Origin of the sequence: Oribacterium sinus, assembly GCF_963553175.1 — a bacterium.
Classification (GTDB): Bacteria; Bacillota; Clostridia; order Lachnospirales; family Lachnospiraceae; genus Oribacterium; species Oribacterium sinus_B.
Window position 1 is genome coordinate 51952 of record NZ_CAUVME010000005.1, and the last position, 24162, is coordinate 76113.

The 24162-nt window shown below is 40.3% G+C and carries 30 protein-coding genes and 1 riboswitch; of the genes, 24 read left to right on the plus strand and 6 right to left on the minus strand.

Annotated features, from left to right (window positions below; translation table 11 throughout):
• Nucleotides 1-23 precede the first annotated feature (23 nt).
• The 22 genes from RYO92_RS02410 (at nt 24) to RYO92_RS02515 (ending at nt 14974) form a co-directional block, all read left to right on the plus strand.
• Nucleotides 24-488 (plus strand): hypothetical protein, encoded by a 465-nt coding sequence (locus tag RYO92_RS02410; protein WP_315369367.1) that lies wholly within the window; start codon nt 24-26, stop codon nt 486-488.
• A 35-nt stretch (nt 489-523) separates the two neighbouring features.
• Complete coding sequence (locus RYO92_RS02415) at nt 524-1429, plus strand: ketopantoate reductase family protein (RefSeq protein ID WP_315369368.1); 906 nt, start codon at nt 524-526, stop codon at nt 1427-1429.
• A gap of 315 nt (nt 1430-1744) precedes the next feature.
• Nucleotides 1745-2368 carry a HEAT repeat domain-containing protein gene (locus tag RYO92_RS02420; protein ID WP_315369369.1) on the plus strand — a complete coding sequence of 208 codons (624 nt, stop codon included), beginning with the start codon at nt 1745-1747 and terminating at the stop codon, nt 2366-2368.
• Nucleotides 2369-2485: 117 nt separating this feature from the next.
• Nucleotides 2486-2917 (plus strand): GNAT family N-acetyltransferase, encoded by a 432-nt coding sequence (locus RYO92_RS02425; RefSeq protein WP_315369370.1) that lies wholly within the window; start codon nt 2486-2488, stop codon nt 2915-2917.
• 59 nt (nt 2918-2976) lie between these two features.
• Nucleotides 2977-3054: riboswitch (Fluoride riboswitch) on the plus strand.
• Between the two features lie 46 nt (nt 3055-3100).
• On the plus strand, nt 3101-4279 hold the full coding sequence (locus tag RYO92_RS02430) for a cation:proton antiporter (RefSeq protein ID WP_314731837.1): 1179 nt from the start codon (nt 3101-3103) through the stop codon (nt 4277-4279).
• A 188-nt stretch (nt 4280-4467) separates the two neighbouring features.
• Nucleotides 4468-4671 (plus strand): CD1845 family protein, encoded by a 204-nt coding sequence (locus tag RYO92_RS02435; RefSeq protein ID WP_442945609.1) that lies wholly within the window; start codon nt 4468-4470, stop codon nt 4669-4671.
• Nucleotides 4672-4698: 27 nt separating this feature from the next.
• A complete protein-coding gene (locus RYO92_RS02440; protein ID WP_315369371.1) occupies nt 4699-4917 on the plus strand; it encodes a primase-helicase zinc-binding domain-containing protein in 219 nt (72 codons plus the stop codon).
• A gap of 34 nt (nt 4918-4951) precedes the next feature.
• Nucleotides 4952-5587: a hypothetical protein gene (locus RYO92_RS02445; RefSeq protein WP_315369372.1), complete on the plus strand. Its 636-nt coding sequence runs from the start codon at nt 4952-4954 to the stop codon at nt 5585-5587.
• Entirely contained in the window at nt 5574-6386 is an 813-nt protein-coding gene (locus RYO92_RS02450) for a DUF6630 family protein (protein WP_315369373.1), read from the plus strand. Before RYO92_RS02445 ends, RYO92_RS02450 begins: the two co-directional genes overlap by 14 nt.
• Nucleotides 6387-6419: 33 nt before the next feature.
• On the plus strand, nt 6420-7043 hold the full coding sequence (locus RYO92_RS02455; protein WP_315271664.1) for a DJ-1/PfpI family protein: 624 nt from the start codon (nt 6420-6422) through the stop codon (nt 7041-7043).
• A 108-nt stretch (nt 7044-7151) separates the two neighbouring features.
• Entirely contained in the window at nt 7152-7562 is a 411-nt protein-coding gene (locus RYO92_RS02460; RefSeq protein WP_315271662.1) for a hypothetical protein, read from the plus strand.
• A gap of 98 nt (nt 7563-7660) precedes the next feature.
• Nucleotides 7661-8443, plus strand: a complete 783-nt coding sequence (locus tag RYO92_RS02465) for a CPBP family intramembrane glutamic endopeptidase (RefSeq protein WP_315271661.1) — start codon at nt 7661-7663, stop codon at nt 8441-8443.
• 122 nt (nt 8444-8565) lie between these two features.
• Nucleotides 8566-9564 carry a PDDEXK nuclease domain-containing protein gene (locus RYO92_RS02470; RefSeq protein WP_315369406.1) on the plus strand — a complete coding sequence of 333 codons (999 nt, stop codon included), beginning with the start codon at nt 8566-8568 and terminating at the stop codon, nt 9562-9564.
• Nucleotides 9565-9581: 17 nt separating this feature from the next.
• Nucleotides 9582-9995 (plus strand): DUF5301 domain-containing protein, encoded by a 414-nt coding sequence (locus RYO92_RS02475; RefSeq protein ID WP_315369374.1) that lies wholly within the window; start codon nt 9582-9584, stop codon nt 9993-9995.
• 110 nt (nt 9996-10105) lie between these two features.
• Nucleotides 10106-10489, plus strand: a complete 384-nt coding sequence (locus tag RYO92_RS02480) for a hypothetical protein (RefSeq protein WP_315369375.1) — start codon at nt 10106-10108, stop codon at nt 10487-10489.
• Nucleotides 10490-10507: 18 nt separating this feature from the next.
• Nucleotides 10508-11053, plus strand: coding sequence for a DUF1697 domain-containing protein (locus RYO92_RS02485; RefSeq protein ID WP_315369376.1), 546 nt, complete (start codon nt 10508-10510; stop codon nt 11051-11053).
• Nucleotides 11054-11312: 259 nt separating this feature from the next.
• Nucleotides 11313-12062: a CPBP family intramembrane glutamic endopeptidase gene (locus tag RYO92_RS02490; protein ID WP_315369377.1), complete on the plus strand. Its 750-nt coding sequence runs from the start codon at nt 11313-11315 to the stop codon at nt 12060-12062.
• Nucleotides 12063-12313: 251 nt separating this feature from the next.
• A complete protein-coding gene (locus RYO92_RS02495) occupies nt 12314-12529 on the plus strand; it encodes a DUF3791 domain-containing protein (RefSeq protein ID WP_314327771.1) in 216 nt (71 codons plus the stop codon).
• Complete coding sequence (locus RYO92_RS02500; RefSeq protein WP_315369378.1) at nt 12526-13008, plus strand: DUF3990 domain-containing protein; 483 nt, start codon at nt 12526-12528, stop codon at nt 13006-13008. Before RYO92_RS02495 ends, RYO92_RS02500 begins: the two co-directional genes overlap by 4 nt.
• Nucleotides 13005-13220 carry a hypothetical protein gene (locus RYO92_RS02505; RefSeq protein ID WP_009429962.1) on the plus strand — a complete coding sequence of 72 codons (216 nt, stop codon included), beginning with the start codon at nt 13005-13007 and terminating at the stop codon, nt 13218-13220. Before RYO92_RS02500 ends, RYO92_RS02505 begins: the two co-directional genes overlap by 4 nt.
• Before the next feature lie 253 nt (nt 13221-13473).
• Nucleotides 13474-14079 (plus strand): type IV toxin-antitoxin system AbiEi family antitoxin domain-containing protein, encoded by a 606-nt coding sequence (locus RYO92_RS02510; RefSeq protein WP_009427962.1) that lies wholly within the window; start codon nt 13474-13476, stop codon nt 14077-14079.
• Entirely contained in the window at nt 14072-14974 is a 903-nt protein-coding gene (locus RYO92_RS02515) for a nucleotidyl transferase AbiEii/AbiGii toxin family protein (protein WP_315369379.1), read from the plus strand. The genes RYO92_RS02510 and RYO92_RS02515 overlap by 8 nt, the downstream gene beginning before the upstream one ends.
• Before the next feature lie 74 nt (nt 14975-15048).
• Here RYO92_RS02515 and RYO92_RS02520 read toward each other — a convergent pair whose 3' ends face one another.
• Nucleotides 15049-15396 (minus strand): winged helix-turn-helix transcriptional regulator, encoded by a 348-nt coding sequence (locus RYO92_RS02520; protein ID WP_315369380.1) that lies wholly within the window; start codon nt 15394-15396, stop codon nt 15049-15051.
• Between the two features lie 242 nt (nt 15397-15638).
• Here RYO92_RS02520 and RYO92_RS02525 point away from each other — a divergent pair, with 242 nt between their 5' ends.
• On the plus strand, nt 15639-16154 hold the full coding sequence (locus tag RYO92_RS02525) for a nitroreductase family protein (protein WP_315369381.1): 516 nt from the start codon (nt 15639-15641) through the stop codon (nt 16152-16154).
• Nucleotides 16155-16351: 197 nt separating this feature from the next.
• Nucleotides 16352-17584 (plus strand): ATP-binding protein, encoded by a 1233-nt coding sequence (locus tag RYO92_RS02530; RefSeq protein ID WP_315369382.1) that lies wholly within the window; start codon nt 16352-16354, stop codon nt 17582-17584.
• Nucleotides 17585-17694: 110 nt separating this feature from the next.
• Here RYO92_RS02530 and RYO92_RS02535 read toward each other — a convergent pair whose 3' ends face one another.
• The 5 genes from RYO92_RS02535 to RYO92_RS02555 are packed head-to-tail and all read right to left on the minus strand — an operon-like array spanning nt 17695 to nt 24014.
• Nucleotides 17695-19404: an ABC transporter ATP-binding protein gene (locus tag RYO92_RS02535; protein ID WP_315369383.1), complete on the minus strand. Its 1710-nt coding sequence runs from the start codon at nt 19402-19404 to the stop codon at nt 17695-17697.
• A complete protein-coding gene (locus RYO92_RS02540; protein ID WP_315369407.1) occupies nt 19401-21158 on the minus strand; it encodes an ABC transporter ATP-binding protein in 1758 nt (585 codons plus the stop codon). The genes RYO92_RS02535 and RYO92_RS02540 overlap by 4 nt, the downstream gene beginning before the upstream one ends.
• Nucleotides 21151-22674, minus strand: coding sequence for an ABC transporter ATP-binding protein (locus tag RYO92_RS02545; RefSeq protein ID WP_315369384.1), 1524 nt, complete (start codon nt 22672-22674; stop codon nt 21151-21153). Before RYO92_RS02545 ends, RYO92_RS02540 begins: the two co-directional genes overlap by 8 nt.
• Before the next feature lie 3 nt (nt 22675-22677).
• A complete protein-coding gene (locus tag RYO92_RS02550) occupies nt 22678-23406 on the minus strand; it encodes an energy-coupling factor transporter transmembrane component T (RefSeq protein WP_315369385.1) in 729 nt (242 codons plus the stop codon).
• On the minus strand, nt 23403-24014 hold the full coding sequence (locus tag RYO92_RS02555) for an MptD family putative ECF transporter S component (RefSeq protein WP_315369386.1): 612 nt from the start codon (nt 24012-24014) through the stop codon (nt 23403-23405). Before RYO92_RS02555 ends, RYO92_RS02550 begins: the two co-directional genes overlap by 4 nt.
• Between the last annotated feature and the right edge of the window lie 148 nt (nt 24015-24162).

Consider the following 24162-nt stretch of genomic DNA (forward strand, 5'->3'; position numbering starts at 1 on the left):
TTCGGTTTGTAAGGGAGAGCAAAATGTTAAAGATAAAAGATTTTATATTTCAAGACGATTGGGGAGATAGAAGAAGCTGCCTCATGTTCTTTAAAGAAGACCGGGAGGAAAGCGCCTCATGGGCTGTAGACATTGGGTTTAAGCCCGGGGATTTCGAGGGAAATGAGATTTCTCCTTCCATATGTATTAATCCGATAGATACGGATAAGAGTACAGTAAAGGAACTGGTGGGGACTACATTTTCAGTAAAGACAGTTGAGGAAAGCGAAGAGCGTGAAGATTCCTTTTATATTTATGAAAATGAACCGCTAATTGAATACAGGATAGAAGTCTTAGATATAGTAGAGGCAAAAGCCCATATAAAATGCAATGGGGTGCTTATTCTGGACGGCTATGCGGAACCATGGATAGAAGAAAGATTCGAAATAGACAGTTGGATTCCGGTAATAGAATCCGTGCAGGATTGGGATAAGCTGTTTTTAAAATAAGGGATATTTTGCATATGGCAGAAAGGAGTCTATAAGTGAGATTACTCATATTTGGTACGGGAGTGATAGGCTCGCTGTATGCCTCGCTTTTTGCCGAAGCGGGTTTTGATACTACTGTTTATGCAAGAGGAGCTAGGCTGGAAACGCTCAAGAAGAAGGGTCTGCTTTATTTGAAAAGAGAAAAAGTTAAAAAAGCAAATGTTTCTGTTTTGTCTGAACTCAAGGATGATGACGAATATGATTTTATATTCTTGACAGTCAGAGAGAATCAGTTATATCAGGCACTTGAGGAACTGAAAACCAATAATAGCAAATGCATTGTAACAATGACAAATTCCATGGATGACTACAATGAATGGGAGAATCTTTGTGGAGAAGGCAAAATCCTTCCGGCATTTCCTGGCGCAGGAGGAAGCATTAAGAATGATGTATTGGATGCCACGCTTACTCCGAAAATCATTCAACCGACTACCTTTGCAGAGATTTCCGGAATGAGAACGGATAGAGTAAGACGCCTTTCTTTGATTTTTAAGCAATCTTCTATTCCATATCAGATAGTGAAAGATATGCACATTTGGCAGCTTTGTCATCTTGCAATGGTAGTTCCTATTGCAGATGCATATTATGAAGCGGATAACCCTGCAATAGCCGGCTATGAACACAAGATTATGTATAAGACAGCAAAAGCTCTAAAACGAAACCTCCAATTTATGAGGAAAACCTGTGGCAAGTTATCCCCATGGAAAATGAATATCTTTTTGTTTGTGCCGCTACCGATATTGACTTTTATTATGTCGTTTGTATATAGAAGTACTTTCGGCGAAAAGTTCATGTATCAACATTCGATAAACGCACCGGATGAAATGAGAGAATTACACAAGAAATTCTATGAGTACATGGAAAATGTTATAAATATAACTGAGGCTGAATCAATGCTTTAGAAGTAAAAGTAATGGAGGAATTTCAAATGGGATTCTGGATATTCATGCTCATTATGGTTTTACTTATTCCGTTAACTATGATTTTCTTCGGGTGGCTACTTTTCAGGAAAACACCGAAAGAAATTAATTATGTATACGGATACCGAACAAAAAGGTCAATGATGAATGAGGAAACATAGAGATTTGCGAATCAATATTTTGGGAAAGCATGGTATGTTTAGAGAAGATAAACAGAATTGACGGAGCTTTTTGAGTGAGATTTGTCAGTGCAAAATAGAAAAAGGCAGAGCAAATCTCTTAAGGAGGTGAGCAGATATGAAAGAATATATTTCCGAGTTAGAACAGGAATTTTCTTCGATAGAAAACGGTTTCAAGACGGAAGAAAGTAGAGCTTTACAGGATTTTCACTCCCATGATTTTGCTTATTGCAAGACTTTGGCATTTGCAGCTTTTCAATCTCCTGCTTATCAAGTGAGAATGTATGGGGTATTTCTTTTCGGCTACTTATCTGAAGATGAAGAAATCCTTCATTTTATGAAGGAAGAAGTTACAAAGGATGAGAACTGGAGAGTGCAGGAGATTTTAGCGAAGTCCTTTGATATGTATTGTAAAAAAATCGGAATGGAAAAAGCCCTCCCCACGATTACGGAATGGTTACAAAGTCCCGAGCCGAACGCCCGAAGAGCCGTTACGGAAGGGCTAAGAATCTGGACAAGCAGAGCCTATTTTAAAGACCACCCGGAAGAAGCCATTCAGCGTTTAGCTGCTTTAAAAGAGGATCCCAGTGAATATGTCAGAAAATCCGTGGGCAATGCTTTACGAGATATCAGCAAGAAATTTCCGGATTTCATTCGAAAAGAAATAGAGAGCTGGTCTTTGGATAGTAAAGAGAGCAAACAGGTTTATCACTTGGCGAGCAGATTTATCAAGAAGAATTAATCATACGTGCATAGTGAGGTAATGTAGAAATGTCCGGAAGCGGTATGCTGAATATCAGCCAACTATCTACAAAATACAATATTAAAAAAAATGGGGGAAGAGGATGTCTCCGGGATTTTGAAACTGGAGAATAGCAATCCCCTGTACTTTGCGTATTGTCCACCAAAGCCATGTAGGGAAACGGTGTTGAATGATTTAAAGGCATTACCGGAGGGGAAAAGCCTTGAGGACAAATTCTATATCGGCTTTTTTGAAAATGACAGCTTAATTGCCATTATGGACTTTATTCTCTCCTTTCCGGAAGAAGATACGATTTTCATCGGCTTGTTTATGATGGACAGTAAAGAGTCCGGAAAAGGGAAAGGGAGCGCTATTATTGCAGAGGCTTTAACTACATGGAAAAGCGAAGGTTATACAAAAGTAAGGCTGGCCTATATGAAAGGAAATATGCAAAGCAGGAACTTTTGGAGAAAATGCGGTTTTACGGAGACGGGAGTGGAAAAAGAAAATGAGCATGGAATAGCGGTTATTATGGAAAAAATGTTGTGATGGATATGTTGTGATGGACATGTGCTCTTGTAATTTATGGTGAACTGTGGTATCATCCAAAAGTAAATGGGAATGAAGTTCTCCCAAAGTATTAAGTACTTAAACCGCTTATTAAAGCTGATGACTTCTGCGATTATCAACGCAGAAGCTGTCAGCTTTTTCTGCGTTTTAAGGAGGATTTTTATGTTATTCAGTATTTCACTTATTTTACTTCTGGGTATGTCTATGGGATGGATTTGCCAAAAGTGCAAGCTGCCTGGATTACTTGGTATGTTGGCCACAGGCATTGTATTAGGGCCATATGTCCTTAATCTTTTAGACGGTAGTATTCTTGGGGTATCAACAGAACTTAGAAAAATTGCACTCATTATTATTTTGACCAGAGCAGGACTTGGATTGGATTTATCCGGAATAAAGAAAATAGGAAGATCGGCAGTATTAATGTGTTTTGTCCCTGCTTCTTTTGAACTGCTGGGCATAGTTTTACTGGCGACAAAACTTATGGGCTTGAGTTTCTTGGAATCAGCAATTATGGGCTCTGTTCTTGCAGCTGTTTCGCCGGCAGTTGTTGTTCCCAGAATGGTTAAACTTATGGATGAGAGCTATGGAGTTAAGGAAGGAATCCCTCAGTTAATTCTGGCGGGGGCATCTGTGGATGATGTGTATGTGATTGTCTTGTTTTCAACTTTTGTTGGAATGATACAAGGAGAGGGAGTCTCTGCCTTAAGCTTTATAAAAATTCCCTTTTCTATACTTTTTGGCATTGTAATTGGATTATGTATAGGTTTTCTTTTAGCATATTTTTTTAAAAAGATTCATAGCAGAGATACTTCCAAAGTACTTGTTATCTTAAGTATTTCTTTTTTGCTTGTAGTAGTCGAGGATAAATTAAAATCAGCCATTCCCTTTTCTGCATTGATTGCCATAATGTTTATTGGCATTGGCTTACAGAGAAAAAGGGGAGAAGTAGCAAAAAGACTTTCCGCAAAATATGGGAAGCTCTGGGTTGTAGCAGAGGTTTTTCTGTTCGTACTTGTTGGAGCCACTGTCAACATAGGGTATCTGGGAAATGTAGGGATAAAAGCCTTTATTGTGATTATTGGCGCTTTGGCATTTAGAATGCTAGGTGTTTTTATTTGCCTGCTTGGAACGAGCATGAATAAAAGAGAAAAAATGTTTGTGATGATTGCATACACACCAAAGGCAACAGTTCAGGCGGCCATTGGTGGAGTACCTCTTGCATTAGGCTTAGCTTGTGGAAATGCAGTTCTTACTGTGGCAGTGCTGGCTATTGTTCTTACAGCTCCTCTTGGTGCATTCGCTATTGATTTATCCTATAAAAAGTTGTTAACTCAAAATTAATCCCATAAGGTAGGTGTCTTGGGACTATGAGGAGAAAATGCGGCTTTACGGAGACGGGAGTAGAAAAAGAAAATGAGCATGGAATAGCGGTCATTATGGAATGTAACTGCCTCCAATTCCCCGAGCTTCCTTTGAAGGAAAGAATCGAAGTCAGCTCATGACAATGTTAAAATGAAAATTAGTTATTTATGCTTGCAGAAGCGGCGTTGCTGTATATCGTTATGGTATTCTGCATATTTGGAGCATTAGCTTCTTTCGCTCAAGGAGAAATCGGAATAGGTATATCTGGATTGGTTATCGATTTCCTGTTTAGTCCTTATGGACTTCCTATGATAGGAGCAACAGTGATAGCGTTTATCGAATTGATAAATGATAGGATAAAAGAGGTGTAGACAAATTAGAATTTGAGGAACAGAATAATGATGAACATATATCAAGAACTTAATATGGCTAATAGGGATGAAGCAGTGATATTTTTGAAAAGTCTAATATGTGAAAAACCTCAACCATGTCCTAGATGTGGTGGAAAATTAGATTTTCTTCATAAAAAAGCGAAGAAAAGCAATTGTGATTGGATTTGTAAAGAATGCGGAAAAAGGTATGACACTATAAAAATACTTGAGCGAATAAACGAGTAATAACTTCCAGTTTGTAGGGAGGAGAGAAAACGGAATGGAATTATGGGAGCAGATTAAGAATAATACGGAACTTCATACTATGCTTATGCGAGAGTGTGACATTTGCTTTTACAAGCAGCTTCAGGAAATCCGGTTTATGGAGAATAATGAAAACTATTCTATGCAAGCTAAGGCGTTTGCACATGATGCAAGTGGCGGAGAATTTGTGTTGTTAGAGGATGAAAGTATTGGCTTTATCGGTAGTGAAGGAGAGGTGGGAAGAATTGCGGAAAGTCTTGCAGAGCTTCTGACCTTTTTAATTCACGCAGGAAATCTATTTGACTTTAACTGTAAGAAGATTTATCAAAGGGAAAGCTTGCTGAGAGACTTTTGCGAAGGCTATATGGCCAAAATTCGAGAAGATTATCATAAAGAACATAAGGACTGGGATAGGATTCGAGGGAAGTTAGCGGAAGAACTGTCACTTCCGTTTCATCCGGAGCATTTGCAGGATGTGGCAATGCAGTTTTATAAAGCAGCGATAAGAGAGCCTTCATTTTCCTGCAAATATATGGATGGTATGGAGGAATATACTTGTGATTCCATACTTTCCGATACGGTAGGGATGTGGGTGAAAGAGTTGACCGGAATGACGAAAGAGGAGATGGAAAACAATCATGAGCATCTATAATTGGATACAGAAAGTGTTCTTTGAGATTTATGAAGAATGGCACATGAAAGACCCGGCTTACGATAGAAATGGATTTCATATCAGCGGAATTGACAATGCACTAAAAGCGATGCATGACGGATATTATACTTATGCAGAGATAAGCCCGTCCTATGCCGTAAAAGGTTGTACGTTGATGAAAGCGGTAGTTGGGAAAAGCAAAGAGCTGGTCAATTTATATTTGAAAATAGAGGATAAAAAATATCTAATTTCCGACTTAAGCTACAGCGATGCCGTAAAGATTATGAGAGCGTTTGTAAAAAAGGAAGTTCTTCCCGATGAAAAGACTTATACGGAAGTGATAGGAAATGATGATGCAATTGTAAAATCCGCATTTGAAGACTTATCAAAGCTCCTGATGGCTGATCCTAAAACAGCGCAGCGTTTCCTGAAAAAGCACAAGCATGAAAGTATGGAAGATATGGATCATGCGTGGGAAGAGCTTTTTTTCGCGTTAGAGCGGAAAGGAAAGCTTATAGAACTGGATTGGAAAGTAAGGAAGGATAGCTTTATTCCTGCTGTGCGTAAATTAAGTGCCGGTCTAAATCTTGAGACGGATGAGAAAATACTGAATGATGAAGAGGATATTCCAAGGTGGGGAAAGATTCTGAATGCCCAGTGGACAGAATATGTTTTGTCTGCTATGGATATAGGAAGTGACAGCTATGCGATGATGGTTCTCAGCAAGGAAGACTTTGAAAAAGCAAGGGAGCTGGCGAAAGTGTTCTTGCATAGAATCGCAGTGATTGAAGAGATGTGAGAAGATTTTGAAAATGCACAAATAGGAGCGACTATGAAAAAAATATATATGTACGTATTGGATACAATGGCAGACTGGGAAAATGGATATCTGTTACAAGGACTAACATTACAAAAAATGGCAGGGAAATCTCAATATGAATTACAAACGGTTTCCGCTTCTAAAAAAGCGATTAAAACTTCCGGCGGGGTAACGATTGTGCCGGATATCACTATCGAGGAAATAGATGAAACAAAAGCCGGAGCTTTGTTGTTAATCGGAGCAGATACTTGGCAAGATCAATCTAATCAAAAAATCCTTGAACTGTCCAAGTCATTTCTTGAAAAGAATATATTGGTTGCTGCTATTTGCGGCGCTACTTTGGGATTAGCAAGTAAGGGTATTTTAAATTCATATCATCATACAAGTAATGCATTATTTTTCTTGAAAGAAAGTCCTAATTATCAGGGAGAAAAATATTATGAAGACAAAATAGCCGTTATGGATAGAAATTTAATTACGGCGAGCTCTGCAGGTTCACTACTTTGGGCAAGATATATACTTGAGAACTTAGAGTTATATTCCAAGGAAACAATCGAGGCATGGTATAATTATTTCTCGTTCGGAAAGGTCGATTATTTTGGAGAATTAATGAATTCATTTCATTTAAAGATGTAAAATGAGTAGACTTCGATATGTATAGAGCCTTGGTAGCTAATTTGATTATGGATATTGCGTAAGAAGTTAGAATAGAAAGTCTAAGAAAACCCTGAGGTGTAAAAAGATATGGAAACGCTAAACAGCATCATTCAAAAAATGGAAACCTGCATTCAAGATAATGACGATCTTGAAACCGTGATGATGGACTGCATGGAAGAAATTGAAGAAAACTATAATCAATTAGACTCCGTACAGCCCTTGCTCCGTCTGATGGAAAGGCATCCTTTGACAGATTTTGGAAGTCCCGGACCAATCGTCCATTTTGTGGAGAGATTTTATAAAAAAGGATATGAAGAAGAACTTCTTCTGTCAATAAAAAGAATGCCTACATTGCATACGGTTTGGATGCTAAATCGTCTTATCAATGGAACAGATCAGGCGGAAATCTATTTAGATATTCTGAACGGAATTTCTGAAAATGCATCCTGCGATAAGGAAATCAGAGAAGAGGCATTGCACTTCTTATCGATTCACTAAACTGTAATAGAAAAGGTGATAAATATTAACTTGGCAAAAATTTCAGCAAACGGTCAGATTACAGTGCCTGTAGAAGTGTGTTATGGAAGAAAGGTATAATGAATAATAAGTCGATAATGAAAGCATTTTTATTTCCAACATTGCTTCATATAACAGCAGTTGCAGTACTGGTTGGAATTCTAAAAGAAAAAGGATATGGATTAGGCTACCATTCTTTTTTGGGGATGGTTTTTATTATCATTGGAGGTGTGTCGTCTGCCTTTTGGGGCGTATTTTATCAAATTAAATACAATGGGAAAAAGCCTTTGCGTATAATAAAGGATTTTTTTAAGATAAAGCAGCCATTTAAAATCTATGCAATGGCAATTGTGTTTTTAATTATAGACTTTTGTTCTGTGGCAATAAGTAAGGGATTTAAAATTGAAAATGTATGGATTCCGATAGCTCTATTCTTTAAGGCCATTCTATTTGGTGGAATAGAAGAAATAGGATGGAGATATTCTTTTCAGTCCTGTTTAGAGAAAAAGCTTTCCTATATCGTTGCGACGATGATGACCTTTGTGTGCTGGGGAGTATGGCATTTTTTGTTCTTTTGTATTGATGGTAGCATTGTAACGGTTGATGTTCTTAATTTCTCGTTGGGACTATTCACAAACTGTTTCATACTATCGGCATTATTTGCCTATTCAAATAGTTTATGGATATGTGTAATGACACATGCACTAATGAATACATTATCTCAAATTACTTTCCAGGATAATGTAATTATAGGGAATGCATCCAAAGTAATATGTATAGTTGCTGCTATTTTGTTAGTTCATGCGACAAAGAAGGCAAAAAGTAGCTTAATGAAAGCTGACAATGCCTCTACAGTAGGCTGAGCGGTCCTGCTGCCAAAAGTTCAGCGATTTGATAAGGACTATATCAAGAGCAAGGATGCGAGAATCAACGCATTATTGTAAAAAACATGGATTATATTGAAAGTGAGGTGAAGCGAGTGTTAATGAATTCGTCGGAGTATATCTCCATTGTTGAGAAGATAAAGAGTGAAATTACGAGTGCGCAGTATCGGGCAGCTGTTCATGTAAACGAAGATATGTTGCTCCTATATTATGACATCGGTTGTGTCATTAATGAGCACAAAACTTGGGGAAACAAATTCATTGATAACCTTGCGTCCGATATTCGTATGGCGTTCCCGGAAAGCAAAGGTTACTCTGTTCGCAATCTAAAGTATATGGCAAAATTTGCTGCTCGTTTTTCAGATAGAGAATTTGTGCAAGAGGCACTTGCACAAATAACTTGGTATCATCATATTGCCTTGATGGATAAACTGAAGAGTGCAGATGAACATATATGGTATACGAAAGAAGCGGCAAAGAATGGCTGGTCTCGCAATGTGCTGGTGCATCAGATCGAAAGCGGACTATATCAGCGGCAGGTGCTGGTTGATAAGGTTTCTAATTTTGAGAGCCGCTTGCCATCACCGCAAAGTGAGTTGGCAGCGCAGACCATGAAAGATCCGTATGTGTTCGACTTTATCCCATTCCGTGAGGAGATGTTGGAAAGAGATATTGAGCAGGCGCTTGTTCGCGACGTTACTAAGCTTCTGCTGGAACTTGGAACAGGATTTGCATTTTTAGGCAATCAGTATCATCTTAATGTCGGGGGCGATGATTTTTATATTGACTTATTGTTTTATAATCTGAACCTGCGGTGTTATGTAGTTATCGAGTTGAAAGCAGGAGATTTCAAACCGGAATATGCCGGTCAGCTGAACTTTTACCTATCTGCAGTAGATGGAATCCTAAAGAAAGAGGAAGACAATCCGTCCATCGGCTTACTGCTCTGCAAAAGCAAGAATAATTTGGTTGCAGAATATTCCCTAAAGGACATTTCAAAGCCGATTGGTGTGAGTGAGTATAAAGTTACGAGCAGTCTTCCGAATGCCCTGGAAGAGCAGCTGCCGTCTGTTGAAGATATTCTAAAGAGAATTAAGTAAACTTGTGGAGAAAAAACATGAAAAAGTTTATGAGAATCACCTTAGCTGTTATTCTTATTTTTGCCTTAACAGCTTGCGGAGCGAAGAAGGAAATCAGCCTGCCGGAGGCAAAGGAAATAACAGAAATGGAAATTACGGAAAATCCTTCCGGAAATACTGTGAAAATCACGGAACAGGATGAAATAGCTAAAATCGTGAAGGACATCAAAGAAAATACTAAAGATACAGGAGGGGAAAGTTATCATGAACAGCCTGCAAACATTAAAAAATTTCTGGCTGTTAGCTTTTATTATAACAATACGGAAAGGAACTGGGAGGTCGTTTATCTATATGAAAATAGAAATAAGACCTATGCTGAACAACCCTATTCAGGGATTTGGAAGATCAAAAAAGAAGTATTTAAAGAGATTAGCGGTAAATTAAAGCAATAAAGGGACAATGTAAAAGGATTTTGACACACGCTATAAGTGATGTAAAAGCCATTTGCTGGACGACAGGGGGCATTTTCCCTACAATAAAAATGCCAGGGAGGTGCAGTAGCATGGAGCATAATATTAGAAACAAAATCATTATCATACTTTCTTATCTTCTGATTTGGGCACTTGCCATGATTGTGTTTTGGTTTTTTACAAGTGGAAGTGACGCTATGGGCTACAGCTTGATGTTCCTTTGGATTATTCTACCGGTAACAACATTTGTTGAGTCCGTGCTGATTGGGAAAAATGACTTTTGGGGAAAAGGAAAATGGGGATATACCCTTTTCTTTGGCCTAATGTATATGCTTGCTGAATATGGTACATTTAAAATGGCAAACAACATTGCCGTTAACAAGATCAATGCCCCGGATGGGGGGATGATTGTAGCAGGAGCGATAATCTCTCTAATTGGTATCTTGCTGGGGGCGTTGTGGAAGAAGAAACACTAAATTTAAGGAGGTAGCTTCTTGAGATATATCCTTTTCCTTCGAGGCATCAATGTGGGTGGGAAAAATAAAGTTTCTATGACGGATTTAAAAGCCTTATTGGATAATGCAGGTTTTGAAAATCTTGATTCCTATATCAACAGTGGCAATCTGTTTTTCAGTAGTGCTGAAAGTCGTGAGGCTTGTATCTTAAAGATAAGAAAAGTCTTAGAAACAAACTACGATTTTTCGATTCCCTTTGCTTTACTTACGAAAGAGGAGTATCTGGAAGAACAAGCGGAATTACCGGATTGGTGGGAAGAGGAGCTGGCAAGAAGAGATGTTTTGTTTTATTCCTGTGGTATGGATAAATCCGGAATTCTCCACTTTATAGAGAACTCTACATTTTACAATGAGAAAGTATTTGTCGGGAAACAGGCAGTATTTTGGGGGAAAATGGATGAGGCGGAATATCTAAAAACCACCTACCATAAAAAACTCATGAAGCAGGATTTCTACAAGCAAATTACGATTCGAAACGGAAATACCTTTGATAAGATTGCTGAAATTTTGAGGAGCTCAGAATGAAAACAATAAGAATGAGACTTTTCGGAAAACTTGAAAATGTCGTACCGGATTAGAGGTATTTGGAAATCAATATTTTGGGTTTTAGGGCCGGATATTATCCCGAATTTTCTTTATAGAAAGGCAATAAAATATGCTTAAAACTACACACTCCTCCGAGATACTTTCAGAGGATACTATATTACATAAACCAATTAAGAGTTGTGTGTTTATATTCCTTATCCTTCTTTTGGTACATGCTTTTGAAGCAATTGCACTTCGGATGGACCAAACGATTTTTGCAGAAAATTTTATTAACAAGATATTTGGTATCGTACTACTTTTCGTTCTTTTAAAACAATTACATTGGGATATAAGCACGATAGGATTTAAAAAGTACGGTTTAGTAAAAACAATTCTCAAAGGGTTCGCTCTTGCATTATTTTCTTTTTTTATTGCTTATACAATTGAATGTAGTATCTTGTACTTTCAGGAGAAAAAAATTTATTTAGGATTCTTTATTACGGGATTTTCCTTAACTGGAGTTGGTAGTATACAAACGGGTATTGGGTTTGTTTTTATAAATATTTTCTTTAATATCATTAATGTAATTATGGAAGAAGGTACCTTTCGTGGATTGTTTTATCAACTGATTAACACCAGATATTCATTGAAAACAGCTCTGTTTATTCAGGCTCTACTTTTTGGAATATGGCATATTGTAACGCCGCTCCACAATTGGATTGATGGAGAAATTAGTGGGATGGGATTCGTATCACTGAGTATAGGCTATATTATTCTGGCAGGAATGATGGGGGTAAAATGGGGATTATTATATCGGATGACAGGAAATCTCTATGCGGGCATGGCAGATCACTTTTTCAATAATTGCATTGCTACTAACTTGCTTCATGTTGTAAGCAATACAGGCATAGATGAGTATATGATTTTTCGTATTTTGATAGCTCAGATATTCTCTTTTGCTATTGTCGTATTTCTTTGGAAAGGACAGAAAATAGAAGGGCTGAAATAATTGTAATATTTTTTATCTTCCTTCAGTATTTAAAAAACATTGAACTTTAGGGAACTTCCTATTACTAATTAGTATAGAAAAGTTCCCTAAAGAAAAAGCTCTAAAAAAAGTTGTGGAAGTATTAAGAACAATGAAGTGAACAAAAAACGAAGTGTTCAAAACATCACTAAAGAATGTATACTAGATAGTATTATTCCGATAGTTTCTATGTTTTATTATCTTATTTTGTAAATTGATTTAAGGAGGGAATTTTGCGTTCGGAAATCTTTTCTTTTGTTATTTATATGATTCATGCTTGCGCAAACCGTTGGAGGAAGACGCCTGCACAGGTATATCTTGCTTTAAAACAGAGTGGCTGTCTTAATCATTACCTGGTTCCGAATTATGATATTTTACATACACAGAGTACTGATTTTGTTGTGAAAGATATTGAAGAATATCTTGCCCAAAAAGAGGTGATAGTATGATAGTATTTCATGGTTCAAATCAGCGTGTAGAAAATCCTGACGTAAAACATAGCCTTCGGAATTTGGATTTTGGTTCCGGATTTTATGTGACTACGGTAAAAGAACAGGCAGAGAAGTGGGCAAAACGTAGAGCGGACTTAGTGACAGGAAGTCCGATTATTAATAGCTATGAGCTTAGTTTGGATAAAACAGATTTTAATGTGAAAGATTTCGGAGAGGATTTGGACTCTTGGATTGATTTTGTGTGTAATTGTCGTGAGGGGAAAAAGGATTATTTGCAATTTGACATTATTATTGGAAAAGTTGCAAATGATAAAGTTTTTCGAGTGGTTGATATGTATCATCAAGGAATATGGGATAAAGAAAGAGCAATAAAGGAAATTCGTGTTTATCCCAATTATGATCAGATTGCTTTTATTTCTCAAAGATCAATTGATGAACTTTTAGAATTTGTTTTAGCAGAGGAGTTAACACCATGACAGAGGAAGCTTTAGAGCAGTTTTATCAAGAAAGTCTTGAAGAAAGATTGATACAAAATATTGCAAAAGAGTTGCATTTATCTTTAGAAGAGGCGATGGACTGTTATTATAAGAGTAGGCTGGCAGGCATGATTCAGGAGGGAAAGGAAGGAGTGCAGTATCTGGATTATAGGGCTTTAACTGCGCTTTTTATGGAAATGGAGAAGGTATAAATTTCATTTACAGTCCACAAATAAGCTATTTGCAGGCGGTAATTTTGGTGTGGAAGCAGCTCTTTCGGCGATTATTGGATATATTACGGTTGCTTTGATGATAGGGGTTTTAGTAAAGAAGGAATTTAAAAAATGCGCACACAGAATCTAAATATGTGCGTATTTTTTGATTATTTTGAGATTATGAGTATAATAAAAATCAGATACATAGAAGAATATTGTGTGTTTGATATTTTGCGAAGCAGGTATATTGATGGATATTCAAAATCAAGTTAAAAATATAATCATTCAACAAGGCGGAATAGCCAAATCGGTTGATTTTGTCGCTGCCGGTATTTCCGCTATTCAAGTAGTATCTTTGTGCAATGTGGGCTTTCTTGAACGTGTTCGTCATGGGTATTACAGTCTTGCCAACCATGATACCGTTTCAGAAGAGCAGATGCTTGCCAAACTTTTTCCAAAGGGAATTGTCTGTGTTGAATCGGCACTCTTTCATTACGGATACTGTGATTTTACTCCTCGTAGATGGTCGATTGCCGTTCCTCGCTCTATGTCACGAACAAAGCTCGGAGACAACATTCTTCGCTTGCAAGTATATTATGTTCAGCAGGACATTTATGAGCTTGGCAAAATATATGATACTTTTAACGGAGTAATGCTGGCAGTATATGACCGTGAACGAACGCTCTGTGACTGCTTCAAATATCGCGCAAGGCTTGATACGGAGACTTTTAACAAAGCACTCAATGCATATGCAAATGATCCGGGAAAAAATCTGCAGAATCTTTCGATATACGCAAAGAGCTTGCATGTGTATAAAAAAGTGACAGAATTAATGGAGGTGTTGCTGAATGGCTGATATTTCCACATCTGTGCTCGCACGACTCAAAAATAAAGCAGCTGAAAGCGGTAGAAGCTATCAGCTCTGCCTGCAACTCTTCTGTCAGGAGGAGTTTCTGCGCAGACTGGAAAAGTCCAAATATGCAGAAAACCTTGTATTAAAAGGTGGTCTGTTCATCTATTCCCTCACGGACTTTGATAGCCGCGTTACCGTTGATGTTGATTTCTTGCTCAGGAGGATACCAAACACACCGGAACAACTCAAGGCCATATTGGAAGAAATCATAGTGACAGACACCGGCAACGATTTCATTACCTTTGAAATCAAGAATGTGGCTCCCATTGCGGTGGCAAAGAAATATGCCGGAATCGGTGCTTCCCTTGTGGCGAAGATCAAGAATACGAAAACTCCTTTTAGTATAGACTTCGGTGTCGGTGATGTAATCGTTCCGAAGCAGGAAAAGAGAAAGATACCGACGCAACTTGACGATTTTAACGCCCCAATGGTCAACACATATTCTTTGGAAACCACGATTGCTGAAAAACTTGACGCTATCCTTTCTCTGATGGAATTCTCCAGCCGGATGAAGGACTATTATGATCTTTATTACCTCGCAAATAAGTTTGATTTCGATGGCGCAACGCTGACGAAAGCACTGAATAAGACCTTTAAAAATCGTGAGCATCACTTTACTGTGGAGCAGTTCGAGCAGATTATGACCTTCGGTAGAGACGACACTATGCAGAAAAAGTGGAAAGCCTTCTGTCGAAAGATTGATACAAAGACCGATGATTTTATTACGGTGCTGAAAACGATAAGAAAATTCTTGTCAGAGCCATACAATGCAGCCGTAGAGAATAAAGAATTTGTTGAAACTTGGACTGCTTCCAACGGAAAGTGGAATTCAAACTGACTTTTCGGGAATAGGAAAATGGGTGTTTACCCTTTTCTTTAGCGCAATGTATAAGGTGGTTGAATATAGCCGTTTTATTCTTCAAAGCTTCCGGCCATATACTTGCGTCCCCAGTCCCGCATGGAATGGATAATGTCTGTAAGGGTTTTTCCTCTTTCCGTAAGGGAATATTCGGTTTTGGGCGGAACCACAGGGTAGACTTTCCTATGGATTATTCCGTCATGTTCTAATTCCTTAAGCTGCTGTGTCAACATTTTGGCGGTGGCTTGAGGAATATATTTTTGTAGCTCATGATATCGCAAGGTTCCATCGTGGATGAGATGGCAGAGGATAATCATTTTGTACTTTCCGCCAATCTGAGAGAGCGTTGCCTCTACAGGACAATGAAACAATTTTTCTGAATTTGAATTTTTTTTTGTCATTTTTTTGCTCCAAATTCTTCCGGAAATTCGCAGAAAAAGTCAATAAAATCAAGACTTTATTATGGTTTACCAAAAGTAAGTATATTACTAAAAAGTGAGTATCTTACTAAAAAGTGCATTCTTGCTGGAAGTATACTAACTGTTTAAGATGGCAACGTCAAGTTGGTAAGAAAAAATGATATCCAACAGAGATGAACTCATAGAACAGAACAAAATATAGTAGGAAGAAAAGGGAGAAAATCATGGATTTTATAACACTGGCAAAGAGTCGTTACTCTGTTCGCAATTATAGCGAGAGGCAGATAGAAAAAGATAAGCTGGATAAGATTTTAGAGGCGGCGCATATCGCACCCAGTGCCAGAAACAAGCAGTCCGCCAGAATTTATGTTGTGCAAAGTACGGAAGGAATTGAAAAGCTTCGTTCTCTTACCAGATGTGTGTACAATGCGCCAACGATTCTGATGATTGGCTATGAGGAGTCCGAGCAATATCGGAATGAAATGGAAGAGGGAATTCTATCCGGTCAGCAGGATGCCTCCATTGTGGCTGATCATATGATGCTTGAGGCGGCGGAGCTGGGACTAGGCTCTGTATGGGTGGATGGGTTCCCAAATACCAAGACGGCAGAAGCATTTCATTTGCCAAAGTCTGTAAAGCTGGTATGCCTGATGCCTCTAGGCTATGCTGCGGATGACGCAATGCCGGCACCGATGCACGAGAAGTATAGACCTCTTGAAGAAATGGTGAAGATACTATAGTGAGGAACTCCAGCAGAAGGCTTGTGTATGAAAATGGAGTGATTTTTAGACATTCGGAAAATAATCTGAAAATATCTTAAACAAAACAAGACTTTATTCGGCGACTAATATAAAATGAGACTTTGGATTAGTCGCTTTACTTTTGCTATACTGTCGACTATAATAAAGTCAAACTTTAGATTAGTCGGAGGATAGGCATGGCATATATTCCAAGAGCTATTTCGGATATTTTAAAAAGCAGAGTAAAAAACAGCAAATGTACATTGATTGTAGGGGCAAGACAGGTGGGAAAATCCACACTGGTAAAGCGGGAATTCCCTGAATTTAACCGAAGTAATTTTGATGATCGCTTAACCAGAGTGCAGGCCAAAGAGGAGCCTAAGCTTTTCTTTTTGAACAATCCCTGTCCATTATTTATTGATGAGGTACAGAAGGAGTCTTCCATTTTGGAAGAGATTAAATTGAAGGTGGATGATTCTGATGAAAGAGGACAATTTATCCTATCCGGTTCTCAAAAGCTGGAATTGATGAAGGGGGTAAGCGAATCTTTGGCAGGAAGAGTATCGGTCTATGAGTTATCCGGTTTATCCTTACGGGAGCTTCATCAAATCCGTTTCAACCGTCCTTTTGTTCCCAAAGAAGAATATATCAAAGAACGGGAGAAGGAATTGAAAGACTATGACAATATTTGGGAAATCATTCATCGAGGTTCTTATCCGGAGCTTTATGATATAGAGAGGGACTGGCAGGAATTTTATTCCTCCTATGTTGCCACTTATTTGGAAAGAGATATCCATGAACTGATTGCTGCGGATAGTATTACGTTTACAAAATTTCTAACAGCAGTTGCGGCAAGAACAGGGGAAATGCTGAATTATAAAAACATTGCGGGAGATGTTGGCGTAAGTGAACCGACCATAAAAAACTGGATTTCTATTCTGGAAAGAACGGGAATCGTCTTTCTTTTACAGGCTTACAGTGCAGGTGCTTTAAACAGAGCAATCAAAACGCCGAAGCTTTATTTTCGGGATACGGGTCTTGCATGTTATTTGACCAGGTGGTTAACTGCGGATGCTTTGAAAAATTCAGCGGTTGCCGGAAACATCTTTGAAACCTTTGTGGTGTCGGAGATTTTAAAATCCTATTCCAATGCAGGAAAAGACTACCGCTTTAATATCTTCTACTATAGAGGAAAGGATAAGAATGCTTCCGGTGAAAATGAAATCGACTTAATCATTGAAGAGGATGGAATCTTGTATCCGGTGGAAATAAAAATGTCGGGCAATCCTAAGGCTTCCATGGGAGCTACAAATCAAGTACTGGATAAGATTCCGGATAGAAAAAGAGGCATGGGAATCATCCTATGTCTTATTGATAAAAAGACCTATCTTAGAGAAAATTTATTGGCTTTACCTATTCAGTATATCTAGTGGAGAGATTATCACGAGTGCCTCTACTGCTTTAGGGAACTTTTTACGAATAAGAAATATATAAAAGTTCCCTAAAGTATACGCCGGAAGAGTAAATTCAGTGCCCCCCTCTACGCGGTAATCGATTGTTCGGCGTTCCACATGGCAGTATATTTACCGCCCAATGCCAAAAGTTTTTCATGGGTTCCGGACTCCACTACTTTTCCACCGGACAGCACGAGAATCTGATCCGCGTTTTTTATAATAGACAGGGTGTGCGCAATCATCACAACGGTCTTGTTTTCTTGCAGAAGACTTACAATTGCCTGTTTTACAGCGAATTCATTTTCAATGTCCAAAGAGGCGGTTGCTTCATCGAGAAGCAGAATCGGGCTGTTTTTCAATATGGCCCGGGCAATAGAAAGCCGCTGCCGTTCACCGCCGGAAAGCAGATTTCCATTTTCACCGATAGGAGTATCATAGCCTTTTTCCATTTTGCGGATAAACGGGTCACAGTTCGCTTTTTGGCACGCCTTTTCAATTTCTTCATCGGTAGCGGAAGGCTTTGCATGGCGTATATTTTCCCGAACTGTATCATTAAACAGGAAGGTGTCCTGATCCACCATGGAGATGCTATCCAGCACATCTTCCGCATTGACATTTCGGATAGATTGTCCTCCGATGGCAATTTCTCCGCTTTCCGGCTCATAATACTTCGCAATCAAATTCAGAATTGTTGATTTGCCCGAGCCGGAGTCTCCCACGATTGCGGTTAGCTTGCAATCCGGGATGGAGAAGCGCATTTCTTTTAGAACCACTTCCCCCTGCACATAAGAAAAGGATACATCGTGAAAGGAGATGTCGTGCTCTTTGGGAGAAAAAACAGCTTGGCTTTTCGCTTCTTCCTTTTCCGCCAACACGTTTTGAATGTTTGTCTTAGAGAGCAGGAGATTCCTGTAACTGAACAGATCGACCGAAATCGCAGCGGTCAGCCGGGCGAAAACCATCGGCATCATGCAAAGAAACAGGAAAGTGATTGCGGGAATCTTCCCGGACTGCCAAGGGATGAATCCAATCCACATAATAAGCGGAACAGTCAGCCAATTGACAATGTTAAAAGCGAAATTAACAGGTATACCGTGTGCCTCATATTGATAACTGACGGCGCTGAATTTACGCAGGACATCTGTTGTATTTCTGTTTTTAACACCGCCCATTCCATAAGAACGGAAGGTCCGGATTCCGTCAATGTACTCGACGATTTGTCCTACAGCTTCCGCTGTAACGGAATTCTTCTCCTTGCCGTACTTTTCCACAATTCGAAACGACAGCAACATTTCCGGAACGAGGAGTAGAAGAGAAAACAGCAGGAGGATTGCGGCCGGAAAATAGAGAACACAGATCAAAGCAAGTACGATTACGGACAGCACCCCGTTTTTCACAAGGGAGGCAAGTTTGTGCGTCAGAATCTGCTCATAACTGTTTACATCTGCCGTCATGATATGGATATATTGTCCTTCCTGTTTCTCCGTAAAAGAGGATAGTGGAACTCTCCTTAGCTTATCGCCGAGACCGAGACGGATATTTTTAGAAACTTCGGCACCCCCGATTTGGCTCTGTGTATAGCCGGTGCTGTAAATAGCAAGCCGTATCAGGAAGATTACGCCGACGAGGCAGGATATACGGGTGATGCTCCTTATATCGGCAGACCCGTCGTACAGCATTTTCAGCACCGCGTAAAGGACAATGTAGTTACTTCCTGACAGCAGTCCTTCCAGAACAGTCAATAGCAGACCGAGGTAAAACCGGGGATTCTTATGGAAAAGATCATTGTCTCTCATCTTACGTCTCCTCCTTTCCCATAGCGGATATTTCTTGCCGCTTCATAGCTTTCCCAACTTTTCCGATAGGTTCTGTTTCGTAAAAGCAGTTCATCATGGGTTCCCATATCGGAAATCGTGTGATTTTCTACCACCAAAACCCTGTCACACATGCCGACTACACTAAGCCGATGTGCAATGATGATGACGGTTTTTCCTTTGCAGAGGTTCTTAATCGCCTTGTCAATCTCCATCTGGTTTTCAGGGTCTGCGGCACTTGTCGCTTCATCCAGGATGAGAATCGGCGCATTTTTTAAAATGGCCCTTGCGATGGCGATTCGTTGTTTTTCTCCACCTGAAAAGCGGGAACCATAACTTCCGACCTTTGTATCATATCCATCCGGAAGGGACATAATGAAATCGTCAATCTGTGCTTTTCTTGCAGCTTCCCGCACCTCCGTAAGAGATGCGTGCTTCCCCATACGGATATTGTCAAAGACGGAGTCACGGGTCAGAAAAGTCTTCTGAAAGACAAGAGAGATATGCTGAAGGAGCGTTTCATAGCGAATGCTTTTAACATTTTTCCCTCCGATCAAAACCTCTCCCTCGTCCACATCATGGAAACGGGCAATCAGTGCGGCAACTGTACTTTTCCCTGCTCCGGATGCGCCCACAACGGCAATCTTCTCGCCATCCCGGATGGACAGGTTGGCATTTTCCAGCACGTTTATTTTCCCGTCATAAGAAAAGCGCACGCCTTTTAGCGTGATATCATGGCTTTCGGGGAAATCGTCTCCCCCTTCAAAGGTAGGAAGCGCCAGTATTTCTTTGACTTTGCTCATGCCGCTAAATGCCTGTGCAAAATTCCCGGAAAGCTGTTGAAGCGGAAGCAGTTCCGTTAAATACAAGGAACCGATGTAGGAAAAGAGGAGAAATACACTTGCCGGGATGGAACCATGCAGGAAAAGTCTCCCGCCAAGAGGAACAAGGAGTAAAAGTCCGGACTCCAGAAGCAGGATAAACACGGCATATAGGGGAGCAGTCTTTTTCGCGATTTTGTTCCATGCTCTGTTTTCGTCGAGAATGGCTTCTCTGAATTTTTTAAAGGATTTGCTGCCCATCCGGTATGCTTTAATGAGACGCATACCGCGGACATATTCGACCATGACGGAATTGAAGTCGGTGAGAGAGGCGTTGGTCTCCGGTAATAGGGCAGACATTTTTTGAAACACTGCCATCATTACCGGGATATCCAAAAAGAGAGGAATCAGGGAAATCAGTGCCAGCGGGATGTTCACGGTCATGAGGTACATAAAAATCACGACAGGACCGGTGAGATAACTGACAAGCTCCGGAATGTTATGGGCAAGACATAACTCTAGCTTCTCAATGTTCTCATTCAAGACCGTTTTGATTTCGCCTGTGCTCCGTTCGCTAACGTATCCGAGCGGCACTTTCGCGAGCTGTTCTATAATCATGCAGCGCACGCGAAACAGCGCATTGTACGCCCCTTTGTGTGAGAGCACGCCGGACAGCCCCAAGAGAACCATGCGGAAAACAGTAGTGATACTTATGAGAACAATACAGTCCGTCAATCCTTTCCTTGTCAGTGTTCCAAGGAGGACGGCGTCCATCAGGTAATAAATGCCGACATACGGTCCGATCACAAACAGTCCGCTCAAGAAAGCACAGAAAACGGAGGCAAATAAGTACCATTTGTCGCTGCCTGCCCATGTAAGAAGTAATTTTATCGGCTTTTCCCGGTTCTTATGCAAAGCAATTCCCTCCCTTATTTCCACTCTTCTTTTCCTCCACGGCGGAAAAGAACAACTGCCTTATTTCTTCCTTATTCTCTGCACGGCATTGTAAATCGTAGTGTATTTTCCCATCGGAAAAAACAAGCATACGGCTGCATGTCCTGCAAAAAAATTCATAATCATGCGTCACAACAAATAGGATTTTCCCCTGTTCGGAGAGCTTACGGACAATTTTCGCGACCTTTTCCATGCTTTCATAATCGAGCCCGCTGGTAGGTTCGTCAAAGACAATCAGCTCTTTTTTGCAGATCTGTCCCACAGCGACGGCAAGTCTTTGCTTTTGCCCGCCGGAAAGGGTACCGGGATGCCGTTCGCTAAAGGGGGTTAGTTCCAGCGCAGCCATCGTTTCTGCGACGAAATCGGCACCCGGGTTCTTTATGCCAAAGGAGCATTCGGCCTTTACGCTTTCTGCAAAAAGTTCATAATTGACGTCCTGCATGACCATATAGGAGATTTTCTGCCGCGTCTTTTTTGAGATAATTCTACCATCCCGGAGAAACTCCCCTTTTATTTCTTCATGTAATCCGCAAAGAGCCCGTGAAAATGTTGTTTTCCCTGCGCCGTTTTTCCCGACAAGGGCAATTACCTCACCTTGTGAAAACTTTTCGTTGATATTTTCCAGCACAGTTTTTTTCTTGTAGAAAAGAGAAACGTTCTTCAGCTCCAGCCTTGTTTCTTGCGCTTTCTCTGCGGTGATTAAGGGTAGCTCTTTTCGTAAGTCCGTCGTTCGAAGACCCATACTTCGGCGTTCTTCGTCGGAAAGGGTCAGGAACTCTTTCGCTGAGCAATCCTTTTTTATTCTTCCCTCATTCAGAACAATAATCCGGTCAGCGATATCCATGAGATAATATAGCCTGTGCTCGACTATTAAAATGGTCTTTCCCTGAGACTTCAGCATTTTAAGATGAGAACATAAAGAAGCGACCGATTCCATATCCAGATTGGAGGATGGTTCATCCAAGAGATAAACAGAGGGGTTCATGGCATATACGGAGGCAAAAGCAATCTTCTGCTTTTCTCCCCCTGACAGAGAGAAAATATTTCTTCCGCGCAGATTTTCAATTTTCAAATCCTTTGTTGCGCTCGCCACTTTTTCTACAATCCGTTCTCTTGGGAATGCCCGGTTTTCCAAACCGAAAGCAATCTCACTGTCTGTGTCTACATTAAAAAACTGCGTTCTGGGATTCTGAAATACCGAGCCGACAAGAGATGCCGTTTCATATAGGGGCATTTCAGATACGTTTCGCCCGTCAAGCAGAACTTCCCCGCGAAGCTTCCCGGGATAAAAATGCGGAACAAGTCCATTTACGAGGCGTGTTATCGTGGTCTTTCCGCATCCGCTTTTTCCGGTGAGAAGGACGCATTCTCCGTCATGCACCGTCAAGTTGATATCCTGCAAATCCTCGGTTCTCTGTCCGGTTTTTTGCTCCCCGTGCGAGTCATACGAAAAAGATACATGCTGAAACGTAATCATAGGTTACACCAGCCTTTCCCGGATAAAACCCAAAATAAGGATGAATACTGCAAGAACTATGGCAACGAGGTCCCTCCCCCGGAACCGTATCGCAAGAAGGCAGGTACGGGGCTTTGGATTTTCTATCCCGCGTGTTACTGCGGCACAAGAGAGTTCTTCCGCTGTATTGGAAGCCGTCATCAATAAAGGAACATAAAGGCATTCCACCGTCATGGCCGGATTTTTAAGCAATCCGAATAAGGATGGCGTTACATCTCTAAGCCGCATAGCGTCTTTAATATACCCCCAGTCTTCACAAACTGTGGGAATATAGCGAAGCATGACCGCGAGCGGAATAAGCACTTTCTTCGGTATATGTGCTTTGTTCATCGCAGTCAGGAACTCGTTCACCTTCGTTGTGGAAAGAATAATGCTCGAAAGGAAAGCACAGGGGTAGACCGTATAAAACAAGCCGAGCCAAGAGGTGAACACGGTGTAAAGTACCCCTTTTTCAAGCGATCGAATCCATAGCGTTAATATATAGAAAGCGCCATAAAATGCCATGCAGAAAAGCGATCTGCGCACTTTCCCGCTTGCACAGCCGAATATGGTAATCGCAAAAACAAGCGCGCTCTCATACAGGAGAGAAGAGGCAATCGTCGCTGAAATCACGCATAGAATCAGCAGAACGATTTTTGTGCGGGGGTCAAATTGCAGGCCGAATCGGTTTTCTGTATATGTACTCCGCTTCATGCCGTGATTCCCGCTTTTGTAAAGTGTTTCTTTAACAGTTTACTACCAACAAAGCCGCTGAGAAGAGCGACGAAAACTGTGCCTGCCAGCATGGTCAGGAAAACCCGGTGGTTGACTGCTGATGTCATTCTGTCCAGATATTCCTCCGGTGTGCCTTTCTCCAACATCCGACTTACCCAGGCCTTGGGATTTAAGAAATAGGCAATATAAGAACCGGTTCCGCCGAGACAGAAAACAATATAGGATAGAATGTTGATTCTTATACTTTTATATCTTGCGGTCCATGCCAGAAGATCCGCTGCTGCGCTTCCGACCAGATATCCGATGGTCATGCCGATATGCATGCCGGTCGCATAGCAGAAAATTGCCATCAAGAGTCCTGCGATAAAGATTGGCCCGGTTTTTGGCACTTTTGCAATCAGTAAAAGATATACCGGTCCGGCAAGAAGCGATGCGCCCACCGGAAAATAAAAGGTCAAAGCCGGGAACATGGCAAAAGGGCCTCCGCTCAAGGAGATACATACAAAAATGATGGCAGAAAAAATGCCGACCGTAATGAGGTCCTTGATTGTAAGGTTTTGTTTCTTGATCTTTCTTTTGCTTGTCATAAGAGATGCCCTCCCTTTAACCGTACATATTGAAATGAAAGAGATGCTGTGGTAATACATTGTTAGATGTCGCTAATCGCAAAAACAGTATAAAAAATCAGGAGAAGCGAAACAATATAGTCGAGCGTTGTTTGCCTGAACTGTACGA

Excerpts from the sequence above, each read along its gene's own strand:
- RYO92_RS02410 (WP_315369367.1), top strand. The coding sequence starts at position 24 with ATGTTAAAGATAAAAGATTTTATATTTCAAGACGATTGGGGAGATAGA.
- RYO92_RS02420 (WP_315369369.1), top strand. The coding sequence starts at position 1,745 with ATGAAAGAATATATTTCCGAGTTAGAACAGGAATTTTCTTCGATAGAA.
- RYO92_RS02430 (WP_314731837.1), top strand. The coding sequence starts at position 3,101 with ATGTTATTCAGTATTTCACTTATTTTACTTCTGGGTATGTCTATGGGA.
- RYO92_RS02435 (WP_442945609.1), top strand. The coding sequence starts at position 4,468 with ATGCTTGCAGAAGCGGCGTTGCTGTATATCGTTATGGTATTCTGCATA.
- RYO92_RS02440 (WP_315369371.1), top strand. The coding sequence starts at position 4,699 with ATGATGAACATATATCAAGAACTTAATATGGCTAATAGGGATGAAGCA.
- RYO92_RS02445 (WP_315369372.1), top strand. The coding sequence starts at position 4,952 with ATGGAATTATGGGAGCAGATTAAGAATAATACGGAACTTCATACTATG.
- RYO92_RS02450 (WP_315369373.1), top strand. The coding sequence starts at position 5,574 with ATGAGCATCTATAATTGGATACAGAAAGTGTTCTTTGAGATTTATGAA.
- RYO92_RS02455 (WP_315271664.1), top strand. The coding sequence starts at position 6,420 with ATGAAAAAAATATATATGTACGTATTGGATACAATGGCAGACTGGGAA.
- RYO92_RS02460 (WP_315271662.1), top strand. The coding sequence starts at position 7,152 with ATGGAAACGCTAAACAGCATCATTCAAAAAATGGAAACCTGCATTCAA.
- RYO92_RS02465 (WP_315271661.1), top strand. The coding sequence starts at position 7,661 with ATGAATAATAAGTCGATAATGAAAGCATTTTTATTTCCAACATTGCTT.
- RYO92_RS02470 (WP_315369406.1), top strand. The coding sequence starts at position 8,566 with ATGAATTCGTCGGAGTATATCTCCATTGTTGAGAAGATAAAGAGTGAA.
- RYO92_RS02475 (WP_315369374.1), top strand. The coding sequence starts at position 9,582 with ATGAAAAAGTTTATGAGAATCACCTTAGCTGTTATTCTTATTTTTGCC.
- RYO92_RS02480 (WP_315369375.1), top strand. The coding sequence starts at position 10,106 with ATGGAGCATAATATTAGAAACAAAATCATTATCATACTTTCTTATCTT.
- RYO92_RS02490 (WP_315369377.1), top strand. The coding sequence starts at position 11,313 with ATGGACCAAACGATTTTTGCAGAAAATTTTATTAACAAGATATTTGGT.
- RYO92_RS02500 (WP_315369378.1), top strand. The coding sequence starts at position 12,526 with ATGATAGTATTTCATGGTTCAAATCAGCGTGTAGAAAATCCTGACGTA.
- RYO92_RS02505 (WP_009429962.1), top strand. The coding sequence starts at position 13,005 with ATGACAGAGGAAGCTTTAGAGCAGTTTTATCAAGAAAGTCTTGAAGAA.
- RYO92_RS02510 (WP_009427962.1), top strand. The coding sequence starts at position 13,474 with ATGGATATTCAAAATCAAGTTAAAAATATAATCATTCAACAAGGCGGA.
- RYO92_RS02515 (WP_315369379.1), top strand. The coding sequence starts at position 14,072 with ATGGCTGATATTTCCACATCTGTGCTCGCACGACTCAAAAATAAAGCA.
- RYO92_RS02520 (WP_315369380.1), bottom strand. The coding sequence starts at position 15,396 with ATGACAAAAAAAAATTCAAATTCAGAAAAATTGTTTCATTGTCCTGTA.
- RYO92_RS02525 (WP_315369381.1), top strand. The coding sequence starts at position 15,639 with ATGGATTTTATAACACTGGCAAAGAGTCGTTACTCTGTTCGCAATTAT.
- RYO92_RS02530 (WP_315369382.1), top strand. The coding sequence starts at position 16,352 with ATGGCATATATTCCAAGAGCTATTTCGGATATTTTAAAAAGCAGAGTA.
- RYO92_RS02535 (WP_315369383.1), bottom strand. The coding sequence starts at position 19,404 with ATGAGAGACAATGATCTTTTCCATAAGAATCCCCGGTTTTACCTCGGT.
- RYO92_RS02545 (WP_315369384.1), bottom strand. The coding sequence starts at position 22,674 with ATGATTACGTTTCAGCATGTATCTTTTTCGTATGACTCGCACGGGGAG.
- RYO92_RS02550 (WP_315369385.1), bottom strand. The coding sequence starts at position 23,406 with ATGAAGCGGAGTACATATACAGAAAACCGATTCGGCCTGCAATTTGAC.
- RYO92_RS02555 (WP_315369386.1), bottom strand. The coding sequence starts at position 24,014 with ATGACAAGCAAAAGAAAGATCAAGAAACAAAACCTTACAATCAAGGAC.